Annotated in this window: 14 protein-coding genes; 5 read left to right on the top strand and 9 right to left on the bottom strand. The window is 70.8% G+C overall.

From position 1 onward, the window contains the following. Window positions 1-55 precede the first annotated feature (55 nt). The 6 genes from glgX to KTR66_RS06810 form a co-directional block, all read right to left on the bottom strand. Window positions 56-3,943 (bottom strand): glycogen debranching protein GlgX, encoded by a 3,888-nt coding sequence (gene glgX, locus KTR66_RS06835; protein ID WP_249731927.1) that lies wholly within the window; start codon window positions 3,941-3,943, stop codon window positions 56-58. Beyond that, window positions 3,927-5,360: a glycogen synthase GlgA gene (gene glgA / locus KTR66_RS06830; RefSeq protein ID WP_213611734.1), complete on the bottom strand. Its 1,434-nt coding sequence runs from the start codon at window positions 5,358-5,360 to the stop codon at window positions 3,927-3,929. Before glgA ends, glgX begins: the two co-directional genes overlap by 17 nt. Then, on the bottom strand, window positions 5,357-6,637 hold the full coding sequence (gene glgC / locus KTR66_RS06825) for a glucose-1-phosphate adenylyltransferase (protein WP_213611733.1): 1,281 nt from the start codon (window positions 6,635-6,637) through the stop codon (window positions 5,357-5,359). Before glgC ends, glgA begins: the two co-directional genes overlap by 4 nt. Next, window positions 6,627-8,861: a 1,4-alpha-glucan branching protein GlgB gene (gene glgB, locus KTR66_RS06820; RefSeq protein WP_213611732.1), complete on the bottom strand. Its 2,235-nt coding sequence runs from the start codon at window positions 8,859-8,861 to the stop codon at window positions 6,627-6,629. The genes glgC and glgB overlap by 11 nt, the downstream gene beginning before the upstream one ends. Before the next feature lie 5 nt (window positions 8,862-8,866). Then, window positions 8,867-11,275: a glycogen/starch/alpha-glucan phosphorylase gene (locus KTR66_RS06815; protein WP_213611832.1), complete on the bottom strand. Its 2,409-nt coding sequence runs from the start codon at window positions 11,273-11,275 to the stop codon at window positions 8,867-8,869. A 134-nt stretch (window positions 11,276-11,409) separates the two neighbouring features. Next, window positions 11,410-12,327: a PfkB family carbohydrate kinase gene (locus tag KTR66_RS06810; RefSeq protein WP_213611731.1), complete on the bottom strand. Its 918-nt coding sequence runs from the start codon at window positions 12,325-12,327 to the stop codon at window positions 11,410-11,412. A 134-nt stretch (window positions 12,328-12,461) separates the two neighbouring features. Here KTR66_RS06810 and KTR66_RS06805 point away from each other — a divergent pair, with 134 nt between their 5' ends. The 3 genes from KTR66_RS06805 to KTR66_RS06795 are packed head-to-tail and all read left to right on the top strand — an operon-like array spanning window position 12,462 to window position 15,120. Further along, the gene (locus KTR66_RS06805; RefSeq protein ID WP_213611730.1) at window positions 12,462-13,484 is read left to right on the top strand and encodes a GDP-mannose 4,6-dehydratase; all 1,023 of its coding nucleotides are present in this window, start codon (window positions 12,462-12,464) and stop codon (window positions 13,482-13,484) included. Window positions 13,485-13,507: 23 nt separating this feature from the next. Continuing rightward, complete coding sequence (locus tag KTR66_RS06800) at window positions 13,508-14,227, top strand: sugar phosphate nucleotidyltransferase (RefSeq protein WP_213611729.1); 720 nt, start codon at window positions 13,508-13,510, stop codon at window positions 14,225-14,227. Next, window positions 14,224-15,120: an NAD-dependent epimerase/dehydratase family protein gene (locus KTR66_RS06795; protein ID WP_213611727.1), complete on the top strand. Its 897-nt coding sequence runs from the start codon at window positions 14,224-14,226 to the stop codon at window positions 15,118-15,120. The genes KTR66_RS06800 and KTR66_RS06795 overlap by 4 nt, the downstream gene beginning before the upstream one ends. Window positions 15,121-15,124: 4 nt before the next feature. Here KTR66_RS06795 and KTR66_RS06790 read toward each other — a convergent pair whose 3' ends face one another. From KTR66_RS06790 to KTR66_RS06780, 3 genes are read right to left on the bottom strand one after another with little or no spacing between them, the layout of a single operon-like run. After that, entirely contained in the window at window positions 15,125-15,862 is a 738-nt protein-coding gene (locus KTR66_RS06790) for a glycosyltransferase family A protein (protein WP_213611722.1), read from the bottom strand. After that, window positions 15,859-17,295: a hypothetical protein gene (locus KTR66_RS06785; RefSeq protein ID WP_213611720.1), complete on the bottom strand. Its 1,437-nt coding sequence runs from the start codon at window positions 17,293-17,295 to the stop codon at window positions 15,859-15,861. The genes KTR66_RS06790 and KTR66_RS06785 overlap by 4 nt, the downstream gene beginning before the upstream one ends. Then, the gene (locus tag KTR66_RS06780) at window positions 17,288-19,441 is read right to left on the bottom strand and encodes a glycosyltransferase (RefSeq protein ID WP_213611718.1); all 2,154 of its coding nucleotides are present in this window, start codon (window positions 19,439-19,441) and stop codon (window positions 17,288-17,290) included. The genes KTR66_RS06785 and KTR66_RS06780 overlap by 8 nt, the downstream gene beginning before the upstream one ends. 365 nt (window positions 19,442-19,806) lie before the next feature. Here KTR66_RS06780 and KTR66_RS06775 point away from each other — a divergent pair, with 365 nt between their 5' ends. Continuing rightward, on the top strand, window positions 19,807-20,913 hold the full coding sequence (locus KTR66_RS06775) for a DegT/DnrJ/EryC1/StrS aminotransferase family protein (protein WP_213611716.1): 1,107 nt from the start codon (window positions 19,807-19,809) through the stop codon (window positions 20,911-20,913). Next, window positions 20,910-22,190, top strand: coding sequence for a glycosyltransferase family 2 protein (locus KTR66_RS06770; protein WP_213611714.1), 1,281 nt, complete (start codon window positions 20,910-20,912; stop codon window positions 22,188-22,190). The genes KTR66_RS06775 and KTR66_RS06770 overlap by 4 nt, the downstream gene beginning before the upstream one ends. Window positions 22,191-22,260 lie beyond the last annotated feature (70 nt).

Genomic DNA, 22,260 nt, shown 5'->3' with positions numbered 1-22,260 from the left:
GCCGCGCCACGGCTCCGGGCCGCCTGTCCCTCGCGGGGCAGGCGGTTTTTTTCGTTCAGGGGGGGACGCGCCCGGCCACCGCCGCCAGGATCGCCCGCGCCAGCGGCAGCCCGCACAGCGCCGCCGCATCGGGCGCCATGCGGTGACGCCAATTGGGCCGCTCGCGATCCGTCCCCGGCAGGTTTACGCCCACGCGCTCGCCAGCCAGATCCTCCGCCTGGAGCAGCAGCATCAGGGAGGGGCTCGCCGCGACAAAGCCATGGATCGCCGCGGCCACCGATGCAGGCAGTGCCGCTTCCGCCGGCTCCGGCAGGCCAAGCGCCGCCAGCAGGGTGGAGCGCTCCGCCGCGCGCTCCGCCTGTGCCGCGGCGGCGCCGGCCGCATCGAGCAGCCCGAGCGCCCTGCGCTCCGCGATATCCGCCCCCTCCCACCAGCCGGCCAGCGTCGGGATGTCATGCGTGGCCACACAGGCGGCCGCCAATTCCGGATATTGCGGCGGCGGGCGGAACGCCGCGCCTTCCCGCTCGAACCAGAGCACCCGGTAAGAGAGGATGCGCGCTTCCTGCAGCGCCTCGCCCAACCCCTCCGGCACTGTTCCGAGATCCTCTCCCACCACGGTGCAGCGGGCGCGCTGGCTCTCCAGCGTGATCTCGCCCAGCGCCGCCTCGAAGGGCTGGGCGAGGTAGCATCCTTCGGCGGCGGTGGCGCCGTCCGGAACCAGGAAGAGGCGCTTCAACCCCAGCACATGGTCGATGCGCAGTGCCGCCGCGTGGCGCATATTCGCCCGGATGAGGGCCGCGAATCCGGCATGGCCCGAGGCTTCGGCGGCGAGCGGATCGGGCGGCGGAATGCCCCAGACCTGGCCGAGAGGCCCCAGTGGGTCGGGCGGCGCGCCGATGGAAAGCCCGGGCAGGAACTCCATATCGCCCGACCAAGCCTCCGCCCCATCCCCCGCCATGCCGACGGCAAGGTCGCGATAGAGCCCGGCGCCGGCCGCCGCCGCCTCCGCCATCTGGCGGTCCGCCAGGAACTGCAGCCAGGCGTGGAAGCCCACCGCCTCGGCCTCCGTCGCCTGCCAGGCGGCGATGCCCGCATCCCGCCCATGCCGCAGCCCGGCGGGCCAGCGCCGCGAATCGCTTGTGCCATGCCGCTCGGCCAGCGCGTTGAAGGTGGCGAAGCGGGCCAGCGCCGCGCCGCCCTCCGCGCGGAAGCGCAGGAAATCCGGGGTCATCCGGTCGAAGCGCGCCCAGGCGGCGGCCAGCACGCGGCGCTTGGCTGCCCAGGCTGCGGGGTAGTCCACATCACCCCCCTCGCGCAGCGCGGCGAAGAGCCCAGCCGCCCCCGCGGCCTCCGGCAGGCGCATGACATCGATCAGCAGCGGCTCCAGGAAGCGCCGGTCGGAGGGCTGATAGGGGCTGGCGCGCTCACGCTCCACCGGCATCAGCGCGTGCGGCGGGCTGATGCCGAGCCAGAGCGCTCCCGCCTGCGCCGCGCCGCGGGCGAGATCGGCGATGGCGGTGAAGTCGCCGATGCCCTGATCCGCCGCGTGGCGCAGCGCATAGCTCTGCGCCGTGATGCCGAAACGGGGCGCATGGATCGGCAGGAAGCACCGTGCGGGCGCGGCGGTGATGCGGCAGAGCGCGTCGCGCCAGCGCAATTCGTGCCGGCCTTCCGGCAGGGGCGGCAGGGTGATGTGCCCGGCTTCGACCTGCCCCTGGAAATCCCGCGCGCCGCCATCCTCCAGCGAGAGATGCAGCATGGCCCGTTCAGGCAGGCCGGGGCCGACGGGCAGGCGCATCGCCGCGCCCGCCCGGGCGGGGACATGCGGCGGAAGCAGCGGGCGCTGCATCCGCCGGGCGAGGCTGTCCCGCGCCTGCGCGGCGGTCTCGGCGGGGAGGCGAAGCGCGGCCAGCACCGCGCGCAGCGTCGCCTCCGGCACCTCATGCTCACGCCCGGTCAGGTCATGCCAATGCGGCGCGATGCCGGCGGCCGTGGCGAGCCGTCCGAGCAGCATCGCATCCGGCGCCTCGGTCCGGCGGGGCAGGGCGGGCTGCTCGGCCAGCAGCAGCACGCTGCGCGGCGGCAGCGCGTCAGAGGCTCCGGGGCGGCTGGCCGCCATCACCTGCCAGCGGAACCCCCAGCGCGCACGGGGCGGGCGGAGTTCCCGCGCCTCGTCTCCGCCATTGATCGCGATGGCCACGCGGTCCCCGCGCACCGCGAGCACGGCCACCAGCGCACGGGATCCGCCCCAATCTTCCGGACGCAGCGCATGGCCCTCGGGGTGTCGCCACTCCACATCGGGCAGGCCTGTCTCGGGGCATGGCTTGCCCGTCAGCGGTGTCGCGGCGTGCAGCGCCGCATGGGCCAGCCGCGCGGCGATCAGCACGGAGGTGAAATCCACCAGCTCCTGGTCAAGCTCTCGCCAGTCGAGCCAGGAGGTCGCGTTGTCCTGCGCATAGGCGTTGTTGTTGCCGCCCTGGCTGCGCCCGCCCTCATCGCCCATCGCCAGCATGGGCGTGCCGCGTGCGGTCAGCAGCGTGGCCAGCAGCGCGCGGATATCGGCCTGGCGGCGCTCCGCCAGCACCGGGTCCGGCCCCTCGGTGCCGTGGTTCCAGGAGAAATTCTCGCCCGCCCCGTCGCGCCCCTCCTCGCCATTGGCGAGGTTGTGGCGCCGCGCGTAGGTCACGAGGTCGGCGAGGGTGAAGCCGTCATGCGCGGTGATGAAGTTCACGCTGTCCGCGATGCGCTCCGGGAAGGCGTCGCTGGAGCCCGCGAGGCGGGTGGCGAGCGGCCCCAGCATCCCTGCATCGCCGCGCCAGAAGCGGCGAACATCGTCGCGGAATCGGTCATTCCACTCGCCCCAGCCAGCCGGAAAGCGACCGAGCTGATAGCCGTCGGGCCCGATATCCCAGGGCTCGGCGATGATCCGGCGATGGCGCAGCACCGGGTCCTGCCGGAGGGCGGCGAGCAGGGGGGCGTTGGGATCAAACCCGTGCGCGGTTCGGCCCAAGGTCGTCGCGAGGTCGAGCCGGAAGCCATCCACGCCCGCCTGCTCCGCCCAATGGCGCAGCGCATCCATGACGAGCCGCAGCGGCCAGGGGCGATCGAGCGCCAGCACATTGCCGCAGCCGCTTTCGTTATGGCCCATGCGATACCAATGCGGCTCGCCGAGGCCGCGCAGGCTGAGCGTGGGCCCCAACGCATCACCCTCGCCCGTGTGGTTGAACACCACATCGAGGATCACGCCGATGCCCGCCGCGCGCAGCGTGGCGACGGCGGCGCGCACCTCCGCCATGCCGCCGGGGGCGAGGCGTGGATCGGGCGCCAGGAAGGCGACGGGATTGTAGCCCCAGTAATTGGTCAGCCCGAGCGGCGGCAGATGCCGCTCATCCACCCAGGCGGCGACGGGCAGCAACTCGACATGCGTCACCCCCAGGCGTCGCAGATGCGCGATGGCAGCCGGATGCGCGAGGCCCGCGAAGGTGCCGCGCAGCGCCGCCGGGACCTCGGGGTGCAGGGCGGTGAAGCCCTTCACATGCATCTCGTAGATGATGGCGGGCCGGGCGGGCAGCGGGGTCCAGGGTTGGACGGGCAAGGGGGCCTGCACCAGCGCGCGGGTCACGTGCGGGCCGGAATCCCCGGCGCCGAAGGCCGTCGGGTGCAGCCTGAGCGGAGCTTCCAGCGCCCGCGCCCAGGGGTCGAGCAGCAGCTTGTCCGGATCGAAGCCGGGGCCTTCCGCCCGCAGGCCGTAAGCCGTGCCGGCCGCGATGCTGGGGATCACGCCATGGAAGACATCGCCCTGCCGATGCGGCAGCAGGGTCCGCGCCGCTTCGCAGGCGCCGTCGAAGCTGCAGAAGAAGAGCCGTTCCGCGCCCGGCGCCGGGATCGCCACCTCCACGCCATCGGCATGGAGGTGAACGCCAAGCTCAGCGGGCGCGGTCAGCGATCATGCCCCGGAAGAGCGCCGCGTAGCGCCCGGCGGAGCGCGCCCAGGAGACATCGCTCTCCATCGCATTGGCCTGGATGCGCGCCCATGTGCCCGCTTCGCGATAGAGCCCGATGGCGCGCGTGATGGCGGCGGCCAGCATCTCCTGGCTCACGGGCGCGAAGTTCAGCCCGGTGCCGGTGCCGGCGGCGACCGCCATCTCATTCGCGTCGATCACGGTGTCGGCAAGGCCGCCCACGCGCGCCACGATGGGCGGCGCGCCGTAGCGCAGCGCGCATAATTGCCCGAGGCCGCAGGGCTCGAAGCGCGAGGGCATGAGCATCGTATCCGCGCCCCCATAGCAGAGCCGGGCCAGGCCCTCGTCGAAGCCGATGAAGCTGCCCACGCGCCCGGGCTGCGCGCCGGTCGCGCCATGCACGCGCTCCTCCAGCGCCGCCTCGCCGCTGCCGAGGATGGCAAGCTGCGCGCCATTTTCCAGGATGGCCGGCAGCGCCTCCAGGATCAGGTCCATGCCCTTCTGCCAGGCCAGCCGCCCCACGAAGCAGAAAAGCGGCGCATCCGGCTCGATCGCGAGGCCCATGCGCGCCTGCAGCTCCGCCTTGTTCAACGCCCGCTGCGCGATGGAGCCGGCATCGTAGCGCGCGGCCAGATGCGGGTCCGTCGCCGGGTTCCATTCCTCGGTGTCGAGCCCGTTCAGGATGCCGCTGACATCGGAGCCCCGCCCACGCAGCAGGCCATCCAGGCCCATGCCCCAGGCGGGCGTGCGGATCTCGGCCGCATAGCCGGGCGAGACGGTGCTGATGCGGTCGCTGAACCAGAGGCCCGATTTCAGGTAGCCGACCTGGCCGAAATACTCGAGGCCGGCGGTCGCGAAAGCTGCGGACGGCAGGCCCAGCAGGCCGAAGAGATCGGCGCGGAACTGCCCCTGGAAGGCGAGGTTGTGGATGGTGAAGAGCGTGGGCACGCGGCTTTGCGCGAAGCGCAGATAGGCCGGCGCCAGCCCCGCCTGCCAGTCATGCGCGTGCAGTGCATCGAAGCCCATCGCATCGGCCGCATGCGCCGCCGCACGGCCCAGGGCCGCGAAGCGGATCGCATTATCCGGCCAGTCCATGCCCCCCGGCGCCAGATAGGGCGAGCCCGCGCGCGCGAAGAAATGCGGGGCGTCCAGCGCCAGGATGTCCCGTCCCGCCGCCTCGGCCCGCACCAGCCGCGCCGGCGCGCCGAACAGGTCCGCCAGCGGCTCCACCTGCTGCACGGGGCCGAGTGCGGCCATCACCGCCGGATAGCCCGGCAGCAGCGTGGTGACGGCGACACCCTCGGGTGCCAAGGCTGCCGGCAGCGCGCCCACCACATCGGCAAGCCCGCCCGTCTTGATGAAGGGAAACCCCTCGGAAGCGACGGCGAGGACCTTCATGCGAGCTTGTCGAGCATCGCCTGGGTGATCAGGCAGACGCCCTTCTCCGTGCGGCGGAAGCGGCGCGCATCCTCGACCGGGTCCTCGCCCACGACGAGGCCGGGCGGGATGCGCACATTGCGGTCCACCACCACCTTCGAGAGCCGCGCGCCCTGGCCCACATCCACGCGCGGCAGCAGCACGGCGCCCTCCACCCGCGCATAGGAGTGCAGGTGCACGCCGGTGAAGAGCAGCGAGCGCCGCGCCGAGGCGCCCGAGATGATGCAGCCGCCCGAGACGAGGGAGGAGATCGCCTCGCCCCGCCGGCCTTCCTGGTCATGCACGAACTTGGCCGGCGGCACGACCTCGCCATAGGTCCAGATGGGCCATTCCTGGTCGAAGAGGTCGAGCGGCGGCACCACGTCCGTGAGGTCGATATTCGCCTCCCAATAGGCGTCCACCGTGCCGACATCGCGCCAATAGGGCGTGAATTCCTGGGAGGAGCGCACGCAGGAGCGCTCGAAGCGATGCGCCGCGGCACGGCCGTGCCTCACGATGTAGGGGATGATGTCCTTGCCGAAGTCATGGCTGGACTCCGGGTCCGCCGCGTCGCGCTTCAGCTGCTCGATCAGGAAGCGGGTCTCGAAGACATAGATGCCCATGGAGGCCAGCGAGAGCTCCGGCCGGTCCGGAATGCCGGGCGGGTCGGCCGGCTTCTCGACGAAATCGGTGATCCAGGCCTCGGCGTTGACGGCCATCACGCCGAAGCCCTTGGCCTCCTCGCGTGGCACCGCCATGCAGGAGACGGTGACATCGGCCCCCTGGTCCACATGCTGCTGCAGCATGCGCTCGTAATCCATCTTGTAGATGTGGTCGCCGGCCAGCAGCACGATGTGGCGCGGCGCCAGATCCTCGATGATGTCGATGTTCTGGTACACCGCATCCGCGGTGCCCATGTACCAGTTGTTCTCCGAGACGCGCTGCGAGGCCGGCAGGATGTCGAAGCTCTCGTTGCGCTCGTGCCGCAGGAAGTTCCACCCGCGCTGCAGATGGCGGATCAGGCTGTGCGCCTTGTATTGCGTGGCGACGGCCACGCGGCGGATGCCCGAATTGATGGCGTTGGACAGCGCGAAATCCACGATGCGCGACTTGCCGCCGAAAAACACGGCGGGCTTCGCGCGCCGGTCCGTCAGCTCCATGAGGCGCGAGCCGCGGCCCCCGGCCAGCACGAAGGCCATGGCAGTGCGGGCCAAGGGGGCACTGCTTGGGGCGGCATTCTGCGCGCGATCAGGAGGCATGGGTTTTCCCGGACGTCGTTGCGACTGTGGTCGGTTTTGGCATTTCCCATGCCTCGGGCGCCAGATGGATTGTGCAGAGCGGCGGCAGGAAGACGCGGGCCGAGGCCGGCTGGCCGAAGGCCGGGACCGGCACCGCCTCCACGCGGCCGAGATTGCCCCGGCCCGAGCCGCCGAACTCCGCCGCGTCGCTGTTCAGCACCTCGAGCCAGCCGCCCGCCTGCGGCAGGCCGATCAGCACACCCTCGCGCGGGATGGGGGTGAAGTTGCAGAGCACGGCCACCGGCGGCCCGCCTTTGCCGTCGAAGCGCAGCCAGGTGAAGAGCGAGTGCTCCGCGTCGTTCGCATCGATCCAGCAGAAGCCCTCCGGCCGCGCATCGGCGGCATGCAGGGCAGGGGCCTCGCGGTGCAGGCGGTTCAGCTCCCGCACGAAGGCCTGCACCCCCTGGTGCGGCGCATATTGCAGCAGCCACCAATCCAGCTCCCGCGCCTCGGACCATTCGGCCCAGGGGGCGAATTCCTGGCCCATGAAGAGCAGCTTCTTGCCCGGATGCCCCCACATGAAGCCGAGATAGGCGCGCAGCCCCGCGAGCTTCTGCCAGGTGTCGCCCGGCATGCGCCCGCCGATCGTGCCCTTGCCATGCACCACCTCGTCATGGCTGAGCGGCAGGATGAAGCGCTCGTTGAAGGCATACATCAGGCCGAAATTCATCAGCTGGTGATGATGCACGCGGAACAGCGGGTCCTTCGCCACATAGCGCAGCGTGTCGTTCATCCAGCCCATGTTCCACTTGAAGGCGAAGCCGAGCCCGCCCTTGGAGACAGGCGCCGAGACGCCGCTCCAGTTCGTCGCCTCCTCCGCGATGATCATCGCCCCCGGCGCCTCCCGCGCCAGCATGGCGTTGGTGCGGCGCAGGAAACCCACCGCGTCGCGATTGTCGTTCCCGCCATCCTCGTTCGGCGCCCATTCGCCGGGGCCGCGCGAGTAGTCGAGGTGGATCATCGAGGAGACGGCATCCACCCGCAGCCCATCGGCGTGGTAGCGCTCCAGCCAGAACAGCGCGTTGGAGGCGAGGAAGGCCTGCACCTCCTTGCGGCCGTAATCATAGATCGCGGTCTGCCAGTCCGGGTGCCAGCCGCGCCGCGGGTCGGGATGTTCGTAGAGGCAGGTGCCGTCGAAGCGCGCGAGGCCATGCGCGTCATCCGGGAAATGCGCCGGCACCCAGTCGAGGATGACGCCGATCCCTGCCATATGCGCCGCATTGATGAAGCGCGCGAGGCCGGACGGGTGGCCCATCCGCGCGGTGACCGCATGCATGCCGATCGGCTGGTAACCCCAGGAGCCGTCGAAGGGGTGCTCCATGACGGGCATCAGCTCGATATGGGTGAAGCCCAGATCCGCGACATAGGGGATGAGGTCGGCAGCCAGTTCGTCCCAGTTCCAGAAACGGCCATCCGGGTGGCGCTTCCAGGAGGGGGCGTGGACCTCATAGATGGCCATGGGCGCGGCGCGCGGGTCGCGCTTCGCGCGCGCTTCCATCCAGGCCTCATCGGTCCAGGTGAAGTCGTCGATCCGGGCCACCACGCTGGCGTTCGCGGGGCGCAGTTCGGCGGCGAAGCCGAAAGGGTCGGCCTTGAGCGGCAGCAGCGCGCCATCCGGGCCGAGCAGCTCATACTTGTAGGCCGTGCCCTCGGTGATGCCGGGCAGGAAGATCTCCCAGATTCCGGAATCCACGCGTCGGCGCATCGGGTGCCAGCGCCCGTCCCAACGGTTGAACTCCCCCACCACCGAGACGCGGCGCGCATGCGGCGCCCAGACGGCGAAGCGCACGCCGGCCACCCCCTCCTGCGTGACGAGATGGGCCCCCAGCCGGTCATGCAGCCGGTGATGCGTGCCCTCGATCAGGAGATGGTCGTCGAGCGGGCCGAGGCCGGGGCCAAAGGCATAGGGGTCCAGCACCTCGCTTGTGGTGCCGCCCTCGGTGATCCGCAGCCGATAGGCCTCGCCCAGGCGGACGCCGGGAATGAACCCCTCGAAGAAGCCATTCGGATCGCGCGCTTCGAGCCGCTGGACGAGCCCGGTGAAGCTCGCCTCCACGCTGGCCGCCCCCGGCCGCAGCACGCGCAGGATCAGCCCGCCCGGTGCGCCATGCGGGCCCAGCACCGCGAAGGGATCGGCGTGCCGGCCGGCCAGCAGCGCCGCGACATCGCCTTCGCTGGCGTGCATCACCTCTATCCCGGTACAGGCACCCGCCAGATCTCCTGCGCGTATTCCGCGATGGTCCGATCGGACGAGAACCAGCCCATCTGGGCGGTATTGAGGATGGCGGATTTCTGCCAGGCGGACTGGTCCGCCCAGCGCCGCTCCACCTGGCGCTGCATGTCGAAATAGGCGTCGAAATCAGCGGTGACGAGGAAGTGGTCATGCTCGCGCAGCATGTGCACCAGCTCGCCATAACGGTGCGGATCATCGGAGGAGAAGACGCCCGAGGCGATGGATTCCAGCGCTTGCTGCAACCGCGGCGAGGCGTTGATGGAATCCTGCCCGCGCCAGCCCTCGCGCCGGCGGGCCGCCACCTGCTCCGTCGTCAGGCCGAAGATGAAAATGTTCTCCTGGCCCACATGCTCCAGGATCTCGACATTGGCGCCGTCCAGCGTGCCGATGGTGAGCGCCCCGTTCAGCGCGAGCTTCATGTTGCCGGTGCCCGAAGCCTCCATCCCCGCCGTCGAAATCTGCTCGGAGAGGTCGCAGGCCGGCACCAGCACTTCCGCCAGCGAGACATTGTAGTTCGGCAGGAACACCACCTTCAGCCGGTCCCGGATGGTGGGGTCACGGTTGATGGTGCGCGCCACGTCATGCGCGAGCTTGATGATGAGCTTGGCGCGGTGATAGCTCGCCGCCGCCTTGCCGGCGAAGATCTTCACGCGCGGCGCCCAGTTGTTGTGCGGCTGCGCGCGGATCTCGTTGTAGAGCGCCACCGTCTCCAGCAGGTTCAGCAGCTGGCGCTTGTATTCGTGGATGCGCTTGATCTGCACGTCGAAGAGTGCTGCCGGATCGATGCGGATGCCCATCTGCTGCCGCACGAGCTTGGCCAGCGCCTCCTTGTTCGTGCGCTTCACCTCGGCGAAGCGGCCCTGGAAGCCGGCATCGCCCGCATAGGGCTTGAGCGCCGTCAGCGCCTCCGGCCGGTCGAGGAACTCGGCCCCGATCGTCTCGGTCAGCAGCTCCGTCAGGCACGGGTTGCACTGCTGCAGCCAGCGCCGGAAGGTGATGCCGTTCGTCTTGTTCGTGATCCGCCCCGGATAGAGCCGGTTGAGGTCGTGGAAGACCGTCTTCTTCAAGAGGTCCGAGTGCAGGGCCGAGACGCCGTTCACCTTGTGCGAGCCGATGAAGGCCAGGTTGCCCATCCGCACCTTGCGGCCGTGATGCTCCTCGATCAGCGAGACGGAGGCGAGCAGGCCGAGATCGCCCGGATGCGCCGCCGCCACCGCATCGAGATGCACGGCGTTGATCATGTAGATGATCTGCATGTGGCGCGGCAGCAGCCGCTCCATCAGCGAGACGGGCCAGGTCTCCAGCGCCTCGGGCAGCAGGGTATGGTTGGTGTACGCGATGGTGCCCTGGCTGACGCGCCAGGCCTCGGGCCAGGGCAGCTTGTGGTCATCCAGCAGGATGCGCATCAGCTCCGCCACCACGATGGCGGGGTGCGTGTCGTTCAGCTGGATGGCGACGCGCTCGGGCAGGCTCTCGATGCCGCCATAGACGCGCAGATGCCGCCGGATCAGGTCCTGCAGCGCGGCCGAGCTGAAGAAGAATTCCTGCTTGAGGCGCAGCTCCTGCCCCTCGGGGCTGTCATCGGAAGGGTAGAGGAAGCGCGAGATCGCCTCGGCGCGGACGCGTTCGGAGAGCGCGCCGATATGGTCGCCGCGGTTGAAGACGTCGATCTTCAGCGGGTCGGCCGCGCGGGCGGACCACAGGCGCAGCGTGTTCACATGCTTGCCGCGCCAGCCCACGATGGGCGTGTCGTAAGCCACGGCCAGCACCGTCTCGGCCGGCTTCCAGACGTGATGCGTCTCGCCGTCATCATCCACGATCTCCTCGACCGTGCCGCCGAAGCCGATGCTGTGGCAAATCTCGGGCCGGGCGAATTCCCAGGGGTTCTGGAACTGCAGCCAGTCCTCCGGATATTCCTCCTGCCAGCCCTGGCGGATCACCTGCCGGAACAGGCCGTGATCGTAGCGGATGCCGTAGCCGAAGGCCGGGATGGAGAGGCTGGCCAGGCTGTCCATGAAGCAGGCGGCGAGCCGCCCCAGGCCGCCATTGCCGAGTGCGGCATCCGGCTCGCAGGCGGCGACCTTGAAGGCATCCACGTCGAGCGAGGCCAGCGCGGCCCGCACCTCGGCCATCAGCCCGAAATTCGTGATGTTGTCCCGCAGCAGCCGGCCGATCAGGAACTCGAGCGAGAGGTAATAGACCTGCTTCTGGCCGGTGTTGTAGGTGGCCCGCATGTCGTTCAGCCAGGGCTCGACCACGCGATCCCGGACGGCAAGCGCGGTCGCCATGAACCAGTCGCGATCCAGCGCGCCCGCCCGGCTTTTGCCGAGGTCGTAGGTCAGCTTGCGCAGGATGGCGTCGCGCATCGCCTGGCCATCGGGGCGCGGCGTCGTGATGTCCTCGGGGGGAAGCGGGGCGTCGTTCACGTGGGTCGCAATCCTGGTTCCGTGGGCGGGATCGAAGTTTTGCACGGATGCGCGCCCGGCCGGAAGCGGACATCTCAGCCGCTGGGATATTCCGCGATGAAGCGCTCCACCTCGGCCCGGTGGGCGGTCGCGGCATCGCGGGCGCGCAGGGCGCCCGAGGCGCTGGCTAGGCGCAGCGCGTCCTCCACCGCCATGCCCTCGGCCATGCCCAGCGCGAAGGCGCCGTGGAAGACATCGCCCGCGCCGGTCGTGTCCCGCGCCTCGATCCGGAAGGCCTTCATCTCGCGGGGCTGCGTTTCGCCGCGCATCAGCCAGAGCGTGCTGTCCTCGCCCCGCGTCACCGCCGCCATGCGCGTGACACCCTCCGAGACGGCGCGGCGCAGCGCCTCGGGGATGCGCTGGCCGGGCGCATAATTGTTGAGCCCCGTCGCCGAGAAGATCGCGTAGCGGACGCGGGGCACGAGATCGAGCAGCAGGCGTGTCTCGCTGCGCTCTCCATCCAGCACGGTTGGGATGTCTGCGGCTTCGGCCGCGGTGAGTGCCGCTGCCGCCCCCTCGGGCCAGCGCGGGTCGCAGAGGAAGGCGCGCGCCTCCCTCATCATGGCGAGCGGCAGCCAGGAGGGGTCGGTGCCAAGGCCCTCGCCGCGGAAGCCCAGGATGGCGCGCTCGCCGAAGCGGTCCACCAGCACGGCCGAGACCGGGCTGCGTGCGCCGGGGAAGACGTGCAGGCCGGTGAGGTCCACGCCCTCCTCCCGGAGCCCGTCGGTCAGCAGCTCCGCATTCGGGTCATCGCCCACGCGACCCCAGAAGGCGGCCCGCCCGCCGAGCCGCGCCACCGCGATGGCCGCATTGGCCGCCATGCCGCCGATCGAGAGCTTGTAGCCGCGCGCCTGGGCCTTGGCCGGCGGCTGCGGCACGTCATCCACGCGGAACACATGGTCCGCCACGACATTGCCGAGGCAGATCACCAGGGGCGGGGGGCTTTGCTGCATCGCAAGAGGCTAGCAGCGCACCGCCGGCCGCGTCACGGATTGTCGGTGTGGGAGGCTTCGCCACCACCACCGGCGGTTGGCCTTCCGGCGGCTTCGCGCTAAAGCGCCGTTACATTTTGCACCAGGAGATACACGTGAGCCACTTTGCCCAGCCCCCGGCCGCCGGCGCGACTCTGCGCGGCAAGCGCGTGCTGGTGACCGGCGCCGGAGGCTTCATCGGCAGCCACCTGGCTGAGCGCCTGGTCCGCGAAGGGGCGGAGGTGCACGCCATGGTGCACTACAACGCCCTCTCCAGCTGGGGGAATCTCGACCTCGTGGCGGCCGAGGTGAAGCCCGAACTGCGCGTGACGCTCGGCAACATCGAGGACAGCGACTACGTGGCCCGCGCCTGCAAGGGCATGGACGTGGTCTTCCATCTCGCCGCCCTCATCGCCATTCCCTATTCCTATGTCGCCCCCCGCAGCTATGTCCGCGCCAATGTCGAGGGCACGCTGAACGTGCTGGAGGCCGCGCGCCAACTGGGCGTGGGCCGCGTCATCCACACCAGCACGTCGGAGGTCTACGGCACCGCGCTGCGCGAACCGATTGACGAGGAGCACCCGCTGCAGGGCCAGTCGCCCTATTCGGCGAGCAAGATCGGCGCCGACAAGATCGCCGAGAGCTACTGGCGCAGCTTCGAGACCGAGGTGGTCACCCTGCGCCCCTTCAACACCTTCGGGCCCCGCCAGTCGGCCCGCGCCTTCATCCCCACCATCATCTCCCAGGCCTTCACGCGCGACGAGATCCGCCTGGGCTCGCTGGACCCGCTGCGCGACATGACCTTCGTCTCGGACACGGTGGCCGGCTACCTCGCGGCGGCCACCACGCCCGGCATCTCGGGCGAGACGATCAATCTCGGCACCGGCGCCACCTATTCCATCGGTGATTTCGCCGCACGCATCCTGAAGCTGATGGGCATGGACAAGCCCATCGTGCAGGAGGCCGCCCGCATGCGCCCGGCGCAGAGCGAGGTGGGAAAGCTCGTCTCTGACAACAGCAAGGCGAAGCGCCTCATGGGATGGTCGCCGCAGGTCTCGCTCGATGACGGCCTGAGCCAGACCATCGCGTTCGTCGGCGCGCATCGCCACCTGTTCCGCACCAACACCTATACGGTCTGAAGCAGGGCGCAGGGGAGACGACGATGCAGGTCCTGGTGATGGCGGGCGGCCGCGGCACGCGCCTCGGCCCCTATACGGCCACCTTCCCGAAGCCGCTGGTGCCGATCGGCGACATGCCGATCCTCGAATTGCTGCTGCGGCAGTTCAAGGCGGCCGGCGTGACCGAGGTGATCCTGGCCGTCAACCACCTGCACCACCTGCTGCGCGCCTTTTTCGGCGAGGGCGAGCGGCTCGGCATGAAGATCTCCTACAGCCTGGAAGATTCGCCGCTCGGCACCGCGGGGCCCATCGGCCTGGTGCGCGATGAGCTGCAGGAGACCTTCTTCGTCAGCAACGGGGACCTGCTGACCACGCTCGATTTCGCGACCATGCTGGCCGCCCATCGCGCGGCCGGGGCGGATGCGACCATCGCGAGCTTCCGGCGCGAGATGAAGTCGGAATTCGGCGTGCTCGAGACCGACGCCGAGATGCGCATGACGGGCTATCTTGAGAAGCCGGTGCAGACGCATCTCGTCAGCATGGGCCTCTACGTCCTGCAGCGCGATGCGGTGGTGCCGCATGTCACACCCGGCGCGCGGCTCGACATGCCCGACCTGATGCGCGCGCTGGTGGCCGAGGGGCGCAGCGTCCTCTGCCACGCGCCCGAATGCTTCTGGCTCGATATCGGCCGCCCCGACGACTACGCCCAGGCCCAGGCCCTGTTCGACACGGATCGCGGCCGCTTCCTGCCTGACGACCAGTGAGGGCGCTGGTCACCGGGGCCGGGGGCTTCGTGGGCCGGCATATGCTGGCCGAACTCGCCACCCGTGGCATCGAGGCGGTGACGCTCGGCCGCGGCGATCCGGCGGCTTCCATCCCAGGCCGGGCCTACCGCCTCCCCGACCTTGGCGACGAGGCCGCCATCGCCGGCGTGCTGCGCGAGATCCAGCCGGGCCTGATCTTCCACCTCGCCGGTACTGCCGCCGCCGAGCCGCTGGAGGAGGCCTATCGCGTCAATGTCCTCTTCGCCGCGCGCCTGCTGGCGGCCGCCCGCCGCCTGCCCGCGCCGCCGCGCATCCTGCTTGCCGGCAGCGCCGCCGAATACGGCCCGATGGAGGAGGCCCAATTGCCGGTGGCCGAGGACGCCGCCTGCCGCCCCGTCTCGGTCTATGGCATCACCAAGCTCGCGCAGACGCTGCATGGCCTCGCCGCCGCAGCGGACCTGCCGGTGGTGATCGCCCGGCTCTTCAACGTGATCGGCGGCGCCATGCCGGGGCATCTGGCACTCGGCGCCTTCGCCGCGCAGATCCGCGCCATGCCGGAGACGGGCGGCGTGCTGCGCACCGGCCCGCTGGCGCGCGAGCGCGACTTCGTGGAGGCCGCGCCCGCCGCCACCCTGCTGCTCGACCTGCTGCGTGACCCGCGCGCCGAGGGGCGCGTGGTGAACATCTGCTCCGGCGTGCCCACCAGCCTCGCCGATCTCACCGCAGCGCTGTTGCACGCCGCGCGCCGCCCCGTCGAGATCCAGGAGGCACCGGGCCGGGCCGGCAATTCCGACATGATCCGCCACTGGGGCTCGGCGGCGCTGCTGCAATCCTGGGGCTATCGCCTGGCGCCGCCCGATGCGGGGCGCGTCGCGGCGCAGCTTCTGGGCTGAGCCCTCAGCCGGCCTCTTCGGGCCGCAGCCAGCCGATCCGGTCGCGGAAGAGGCGGGAGGGCGTCATCAGCGACTGCGCGCTGATCGTCCGGCGCACCATGGAATCCGGCCGCACGCGAATCAGATGGGCCGTGTCGGGCACCACGCGATGGATCAGCCCGGCCGCCGTCGTCTCGCAGTTCCAGTTCCAATCCTCGTAGCCGAACTGCTGGTCGAGATTGGTCCGGCGATAGGGCACGCGCTCATAGACGCTGCGCTCGGCGAAGCTCGGGGAGGTCCAGTGGTTGCGCATGCCGAGCACGACCCAGTCCCCTTCCGCTTCCTCGCCATCCGGATGCGGCAGCCAGCTCGGCGCCACGTCCTGGCCGAAGAGCAGGCTCGCCTCCGGGTGCCAGACGGCCGGTTCGGCCGAGCGGATGGCGGCGCCATGGGCGCGCAGGATCCAGCCCGGACCCCAGAGGTCATCCCCATCGAGGAAGGTGACATAGCGGCCCTGCGCCTCGCGCACCCCCTCGTTGCGCGCGAGGCCGAGGTCGTTCACCTCGGTCTGGACCACGCGCACGCCGGGATGGCGGGCCAGGACGTCGAGCGTCGCCTGGTCCGTGCAGTCGGCCATGGCGATGATCTCGACGGCGAGGCCGGCCGCGCGCGCCTGCTCGGCGGCGTGCTTCATGCTGAGGAGCGAGGCCTGGGCGAGGACGCCCTCGCGATGCAGGTTCAGGATGGCGGTGACATCGGTCATCGGTCAGGCGGCTCCGCGCCGAGGAAGCCCTCCGCCGTGCGCCAGGCGTCGAGCGGCCGGAAATGCCCGCGCGCGCCCTCGGGCAGGCCGAAGCCGTCGGCCAGGGTATTGAGGGCGGCAAGGTCGGCCGCGTAGCTCAGGGAGACGAAGGGCAGGCTGCGGCGGAAATGGCGCCGCATCAGGTCGGCCACGTCGCGCATCGGCCCATCGGCCCAGGCGATGAAGAGCCGGGCATCCACCCGCAGATTCGCGCCATGGCGGGCGAACGCTTCGCCGCCCGCATGGCTGCCCCAGGCCATGATGGCCAAGGGCCGGAAGGCGTTCAGCAGGGCGGTGACCACCCGCGCGCGCCCTGCTTCGTCCAGCCCCGGGTTGATGGCCGGCAGCGAGCGCCAGGTGATGCCTGGCCGCAGGTGGCGCCCCACCGAGACCGCGCTGCCATCCGTCTCCAGGACCAGCAGGGTGGGGTCTTCCGGCAGGTCGGCCAGTTCGGGCACATCGTCCAGATGGCCGGCCAGCAGGATGCGGCGCGGCACCGTCTCGAGCGAGAGGAAGAGCGAGCGCCAGGCCAGTTCCGCCGGGCCCAGGGCGAGGGATGTGACGGGCAGCTGCTCCAGCGCCCCCGGCAGGTCGGCCAGGTCGGCTTCGATGCCGCCGACCAGCGCGATCATCGCCCGGGCTTCCGCGGCCACCCCGGGGCGGACGAAGCGCGATGGCATGTCCTTGGCCTGAAGGTCGGCCGCGCGCCGGCGCTCCGGCTGCGCCGCGAAGTGCCTCAGCGCGCCACGCCCATCGGGCAGGGCCAGTCGATGACGCGCCGCGTGGCGCCTGGGGTCGAAGCCCGGGGCCGGCTGGTAGCCTTTCGCCTCGCCCTCCAGCAGGTAGTGCAGAAGCGGGTTCATCCCGCGCCGGGCCACCTCGGGATACTGCGTGCCGTACCAGGCCACGTCGAAGAAGGGCGAGGGCGAGAGGCCGAGCGCGGCGCCGTGGTTCATGAAATGCGTGGGCGCGTCCATCCCGGGCGAATCCGCAAAGGGATAGGCGGCGAAGTACCATTTGTTGTGGAACAGCGGCGAGGCGTCGCGCCGCTCCGGCCGGCCGAAATGCAGGTAGTGGTGCAGCGGGTTGACGCCGGCGGCCGCGATGTCCGGATAGGTGCGGCAATACCAGGCGGTGTCGAAGAGCGGACCCGGATCGCGATGGGCGGTCAGGGCGTTCTCGCAGAAATCCTCGAAGACGGAGATGCCCTCGGCCATGGCCGCGCCATGGGTCGTGCGGTACCAGGCCGCATCGAACATCGCGTTCGGGTCGAGGCCCTCGTCCATGCCCTGCTCGGCGAAATGCAGCACGGGGTCGCCCATCGCCGCATCGCCATGCCGCACCCGGTACCAGTCCGGGTCCACCAGCAACTCCGCGATCTTCAGCCTATCCATGGGCCTTCTCCGGAGCGAGCAGCCCCGCCAGGGCCGCCTCGTACCCCGCCAGCATGGCCCGCCGGTCGAAACGCTCCTCCGCATGGCGGCGCGCCGCGCGGCGCATCTGATCGAGACCGGCCGGATCGCCCGCCGCGGCGGCGATTCGCGCGGCGAAGCCGGCAAGATCCTCCGCGTCGCAGAGCCAGCCGGTTTCTCCCTCGCGCAGCATGTCGGGCAGGCCCCCCAGCCGCGAGGCGAGGACGGGAACGCCCATGGCCGCGGCCTCCATCACCACGGTCGGCCGGCCGTCGAGGCGGGAGGGCAGGACCAGGAGGTCGAGCGCGCCCAGCACCGGCGCCACTTCGGGCACCTCGCCCAGAAGGTGGAAGCGGCCGGGCGGGAAACCGGCCTGGGCGATGGCAGCCTCGATCTCGGCGCGCTGCGGCCCCGTGCCGGTCATCACGAAGGTGACCGGCAGGCCTGCATCCACCCGGCGGGCGATCTCGATGAAGCCGAGCGGGTTCTTCTCCTCCGACCAGCGGCCCATGAAGCCGACGACCAGGCTCTCGGCAGGCACACCCAGCTGCGCCCGGAAACCTTCGCGCCCATCGCCCGGCCGCAGCGCATCGACATCCACGCCGCTCTCGATGAGGCGGATGCGCTCCTCGCTCTCGCCGGTCGCGAGCAGGTAGTCGCGCACCGCCCGGCTCTCGACCAGGTTGAGGTCGATCATTCGGCGCTGCCGCGCATTGTTCGCGACATGCCCCACGGTGTTGAACAGCAGGTCAAGCACCCGAAGCCCGGGCAGGGACTGCCGGAGGCGGGGCAGCAGGTCGTAGGTCAGGGCGCTTCCCACCACCCAGACGAGGTCGGGCGCGCGGGTCTCGGCCAGGTGCAGCAGGAAGTCGTCCTGGAACTCGGGCGGAACGGCGCGTGGCAGGTCGAAGATCTCGCGCGTGTGCTCGGCGAACCATGGCGTGCTGTCGCCCAGCGCCGGGTCCGGCATCAGGGTCGTCACGATGACGACACGCCAGTCCGCGGCCGTGAGATGGCCCACGACGGCGCTCAGAAGCCGCTCCGCGCCGCCCATCACGAGCCAGGGCAGGGCGAGAAGGAGCGTCGGCGGGCGAGGCCCGGCCGGGGAAATGGGCTTGCGGCGCCGGTGGGGCGTGCCCCGCCCGGCATGGGCGGAATTGGACACGCCACGCGTGGAGGCGAGCGGCCAGAGCAGATCCATGTTCGCGCGCTGAACGAGGATGCGCTGCTGCCAGGCGGGCAGCACGTCCTTTGCGTTGCTGAGGCTGGTCGGATGCACGCGATAGCGCAGCCAGGGCGCGCGCGGCAGGTTGCGGATGCGCGCGCCGAGCGCCGCGAGCCGGACCCAGAACAGCCAGTCCTCGTGCACATGCCCGATCGCGTCGCGCTCGATGTCGCGGAACCCGCCGCTCGCTTCCCAGAGCGCGCGGCGGAACACCGCGCAGGTCAGAACCTGGTTGCCCGCCAGAAGGTCCTGCAGCTCGGGGCGCTCGATCGGGAAGTACTCGCCCTGTCCCTCGCCCACCATGGTGAGCCCGCAGGAGACCACATCATAGCCCTGGCGATCGATCAGATAGACCGCATGTTCCAGATAGGACGGCGCCAGCGTGTCGTCGGCATCGAGGCAGCAGATCAGCGCGCCGCGCGCCTGGCTGATGCCGAAATTCCTGTTGGCGCCGGCCGGGTGGGGGCTGTCCTGGAAGAGGACGCGCACGCGCCCGCCCTCCAGCGCGCGTGCCGCCTCGCGCGAAGCGGCATCGGTGGAGCCGCCCTCCACGATGATGACCTCCAGGTCCTGGAAGGTCTGCCCGAGCACGGATTCGACGGCTGCCGCCAGAAAGCGCCCGTAATTGAAGGAGACGACGACCACGCTGACGCGCGGCGCCGTCGCCGGGTCGAAGGGCGGGCGGGGCCGATGGCCGGTCTCGGGCTTCAGCAGGCGTGTATTGCCGATGGCGTGGAAGAAGGACGCCGCATCGTCCAGCCCCTGCGGGTTCGAGGACGGGGCGAAGAGAGCGAAGCCGTCAGGCCCCGGCACGGCGCCGGCGTTCTGCACACGGCGGAGGAGGCGGCCGGCCAGCCGCCGCGCGCGCCGGAGGACGCCGCCCGCCAGCCAGCGGAGCCTCACGGCCAGGGCGGCAAAGGTTGAGACGCGGCGGAGGCTTTCCGATGCGGACGATGCCCCTGGCCTGTCTGACGATTCCATCACGCGGGCTTATGGCCGAGGCGCAGTGCGATCACAAGCGCGCAGGCCCGCCATTCCGGATCGGATATGGTGGGCGCCCGGTTGATTTCGGAACGGATTTGCCCGACACGCCACCGCAGAGAACGCGGCCCGGTTGCCGTCACGCCGGGGATCCCTCCGGATCAAGGACGCTCCTGCCAGGACGAGGAACAGCCTCACGTGAACACCCAGCCCCGCCACCCTTCGCGGCCCCCGCGGCAAGGCCGATCGATGGCCGCTCCCGACGCGGGGCGAGGGGAGGCGGCGCGATGAGCGGGCTCGCCGCGCCCATCGTCGTGCTGCGGCCCCTGCTGCCGACATCGGCGGAGGTGCTGCCCTTCCTGAACCGCATCGATGCGACGCGGATCTACAGCAATTACGGCCCGCTCTGCCTGGAGATGCAGCAGGGCATGGCGCGCTGGCTGGGTGCCAAGGCCGGCGTCGAGGGCGTGCGGGTGGTCACCGCCAGCAGCGGCACCACGGCGATCGAGATCGCGCTGCGCGCCCGCGCCCTGCCGGGGCGCCGCTTCTGCCTGATGCCCTCTTTCACCTTCATCGCCAGCGCGCATGCCGTCTGCAATGCGGGCCTCGAGCCGGTGCTGACCGATGTGGAAGAGGGGCGCTTCACCCTGACGCCCGCGCTGGCCGAGGCGGCAATGGCCGAACTGCCGGAGCCGCCCGCCGCCGTGCTCGTGGTCAGCGCCTTCGGCGCGCCGCCCGATGTCGCGGGTTGGGAGGCATTCGAGGCGAAGCACGGCATCCCCGTCGTCTTCGACGCCGCCGCCGCGGTCACCTCGCTGCGGCGCATTGGCCACCAGCCACTCGCCGTCAGCCTGCACGCCACCAAGGTCTTCGGCATCGGCGAGGGCGGGGCCGTGATCACGACCGACCATGCCCTGGCGGACCGGCTGGTGGCCAATACCGGCTTCGGCTTTGCCGGCACCGAGCGCGTCTCGGCCGAACGCGCCGGCAACTACCGCATCTCGGAATACGCGGCCGCGGTCGGCCTCGCCGTGCTCGCCGGCATCGACGCGAAGGAGCAGCGCCTGCTGCGGCTGGGCCAGCTCTATGCCGAGGCGCTGCGCAATTCGCCTTGCCGCCTGCAGCAGGGCGCGGGCACGGAATGGGCGACCATGACGCTCAACGTCGTCATCCCGCGCGACCGGCTGGAGGGCAGCCTCGCCCGCCTTGATGCTGACGGCATCCAATGGCGCCGCTGGTGGGGCCTCGGCACCCATCACCACCCAGCCTTCCGCGACCTGCGCCGCACAGCGCTGCCGGTGACCGAGGAACTCGCCCCCCGCGTGATCGGCCTGCCCTTCTACGAGGGCCTGACCGAGGGCGAGATCGCCCGCGTGGCGGAGGCCCTGCGGTGAGCGCGCCCAAGCTCTCCTTCATCGTCCTGTCCTACAACTACCAGGACTACATCCGGACGACGCTGCGCAGCATCCTCGACCAGACGGTCCAGGACTTCGAGGTGGTGGTGGTGGATGACTGCTCCACCGACGCCTCGCGCGATGTGATCCGCTCCTATGGCGATCCGCGCATCCGGCTGATCGAGAACGAGCGCAACCTGGGCGGTGCCGGCAGCTACAACGTCGCGGTGCAGGCCGCGCGCGGCGAATGGCTGGTCAATCTCGACGCCGATGACTGGATCGCGCCGCAGAAGTGCGAACGGCAGCTGGCCGCACTGGCCCGCGACCCCTCGATCGACATCCTGGGCGGCTGGATCTCGCTGGTGGATGAGACCGGCGGCCGGCATGCACGGGCCGAGGAGATCGAGCCGCTGATCAACCAGGACTGGCAGCTCAACCGCGTCGAGACATGGATCGGGCGCAACCCGCTCTGCCGCTCCTCGACCATGGTGCGGCGCGAGGCGCATCTGCGCATCGGCCTGGACGACACGGCCATGGTGCGCGCGCCGGACTACGAGCTCTGGACGCGCGCGCTGGCGCAGGGCTGCCGCTTCGGCCTGCTGCACGAGCCGGACACCTTCTATCGTTTGCAGTCGCGGGGCGTGACCCATGCCGACCCGGTCGGCACGCTCATCGAGATGAGCTACGCCACCATCCGCAACCTGGCCCCGCTGGCCGAGCGCCGTTGCCTGTTCGAAGCACTGAGCGACATGCTGGTCTGGCTCGCCAAAAACCCGCAGATCATCTCCGTCACCCCGCGCGAGGCCTCGCGCCTCGCCGCCTACATGCTCACCCTGCCGGCGCAGACCGATTTCCCGGCCTTCCGCGAGAGCCTGAAGGCGGAGGACCCGACGGGCGTGCTCGATCGCCTCGGCCGCTTCGGCCTGCTGCAGGGCAAGGCGCACGTGCCCTCGGGCCTGCTGGAGAAGCTCTACGCCGATCTCGACGCCTTCACCGAGGCGCGCGACTACTGGCGCAGCCAGGCCGAGGCCTGGGAGCGCGAGGCCAGGCTGCTGTCCGGCCAGGCCGCCGCTGCCGGGGACGACTCCATGGGCAGCGTCCTGGCCCGGCTCGGCGTGCTGCAGGCGGAACTGGCGCATGCGCGGGAACAGCGCGACGCCTATCTCGAGGATCGTGACCGCTGGAAGCTCCGCGCCGAGGCCGGCGAGGCCGCCCGCCAGGCAAGCCTGCTGCATCGCCTCAGGGCCCGGCTCGCAGCCCTGCGCGGCCGGTCGTGACGCCCACCCTCCGGACACCGATGACCCGCCCCGTCGCCACCCGGCGTCCGGGCGCCCTGCGAGACACACG

The sequence above is a fragment of the Roseococcus sp. SDR genome (assembly GCF_019083995.1).
GTDB lineage: Bacteria > Pseudomonadota > Alphaproteobacteria > Acetobacterales > Acetobacteraceae > Roseococcus.
This window is presented reverse-complemented; position numbering and strand designations above follow the sequence as displayed.

What these genes read in the sequence shown, in the direction of transcription:
- glgA (WP_213611734.1), bottom strand. Translation starts at nt 5,360, where the DNA reads ATGAAGGTCCTCGCCGTCGCTTCCGAGGGGTTTCCCTTCATCAAGACG.
- glgC (WP_213611733.1), bottom strand. Translation starts at nt 6,637, where the DNA reads ATGCCTCCTGATCGCGCGCAGAATGCCGCCCCAAGCAGTGCCCCCTTG.
- glgB (WP_213611732.1), bottom strand. Translation starts at nt 8,861, where the DNA reads ATGCACGCCAGCGAAGGCGATGTCGCGGCGCTGCTGGCCGGCCGGCAC.
- KTR66_RS06815 (WP_213611832.1), bottom strand. Translation starts at nt 11,275, where the DNA reads ATGCGCGACGCCATCCTGCGCAAGCTGACCTACGACCTCGGCAAAAGC.
- KTR66_RS06810 (WP_213611731.1), bottom strand. Translation starts at nt 12,327, where the DNA reads ATGCAGCAAAGCCCCCCGCCCCTGGTGATCTGCCTCGGCAATGTCGTG.
- KTR66_RS06800 (WP_213611729.1), top strand. Translation starts at nt 13,508, where the DNA reads ATGCAGGTCCTGGTGATGGCGGGCGGCCGCGGCACGCGCCTCGGCCCC.
- KTR66_RS06790 (WP_213611722.1), bottom strand. Translation starts at nt 15,862, where the DNA reads ATGACCGATGTCACCGCCATCCTGAACCTGCATCGCGAGGGCGTCCTC.
- KTR66_RS06785 (WP_213611720.1), bottom strand. Translation starts at nt 17,295, where the DNA reads ATGGATAGGCTGAAGATCGCGGAGTTGCTGGTGGACCCGGACTGGTAC.
- KTR66_RS06775 (WP_213611716.1), top strand. Translation starts at nt 19,807, where the DNA reads ATGAGCGGGCTCGCCGCGCCCATCGTCGTGCTGCGGCCCCTGCTGCCG.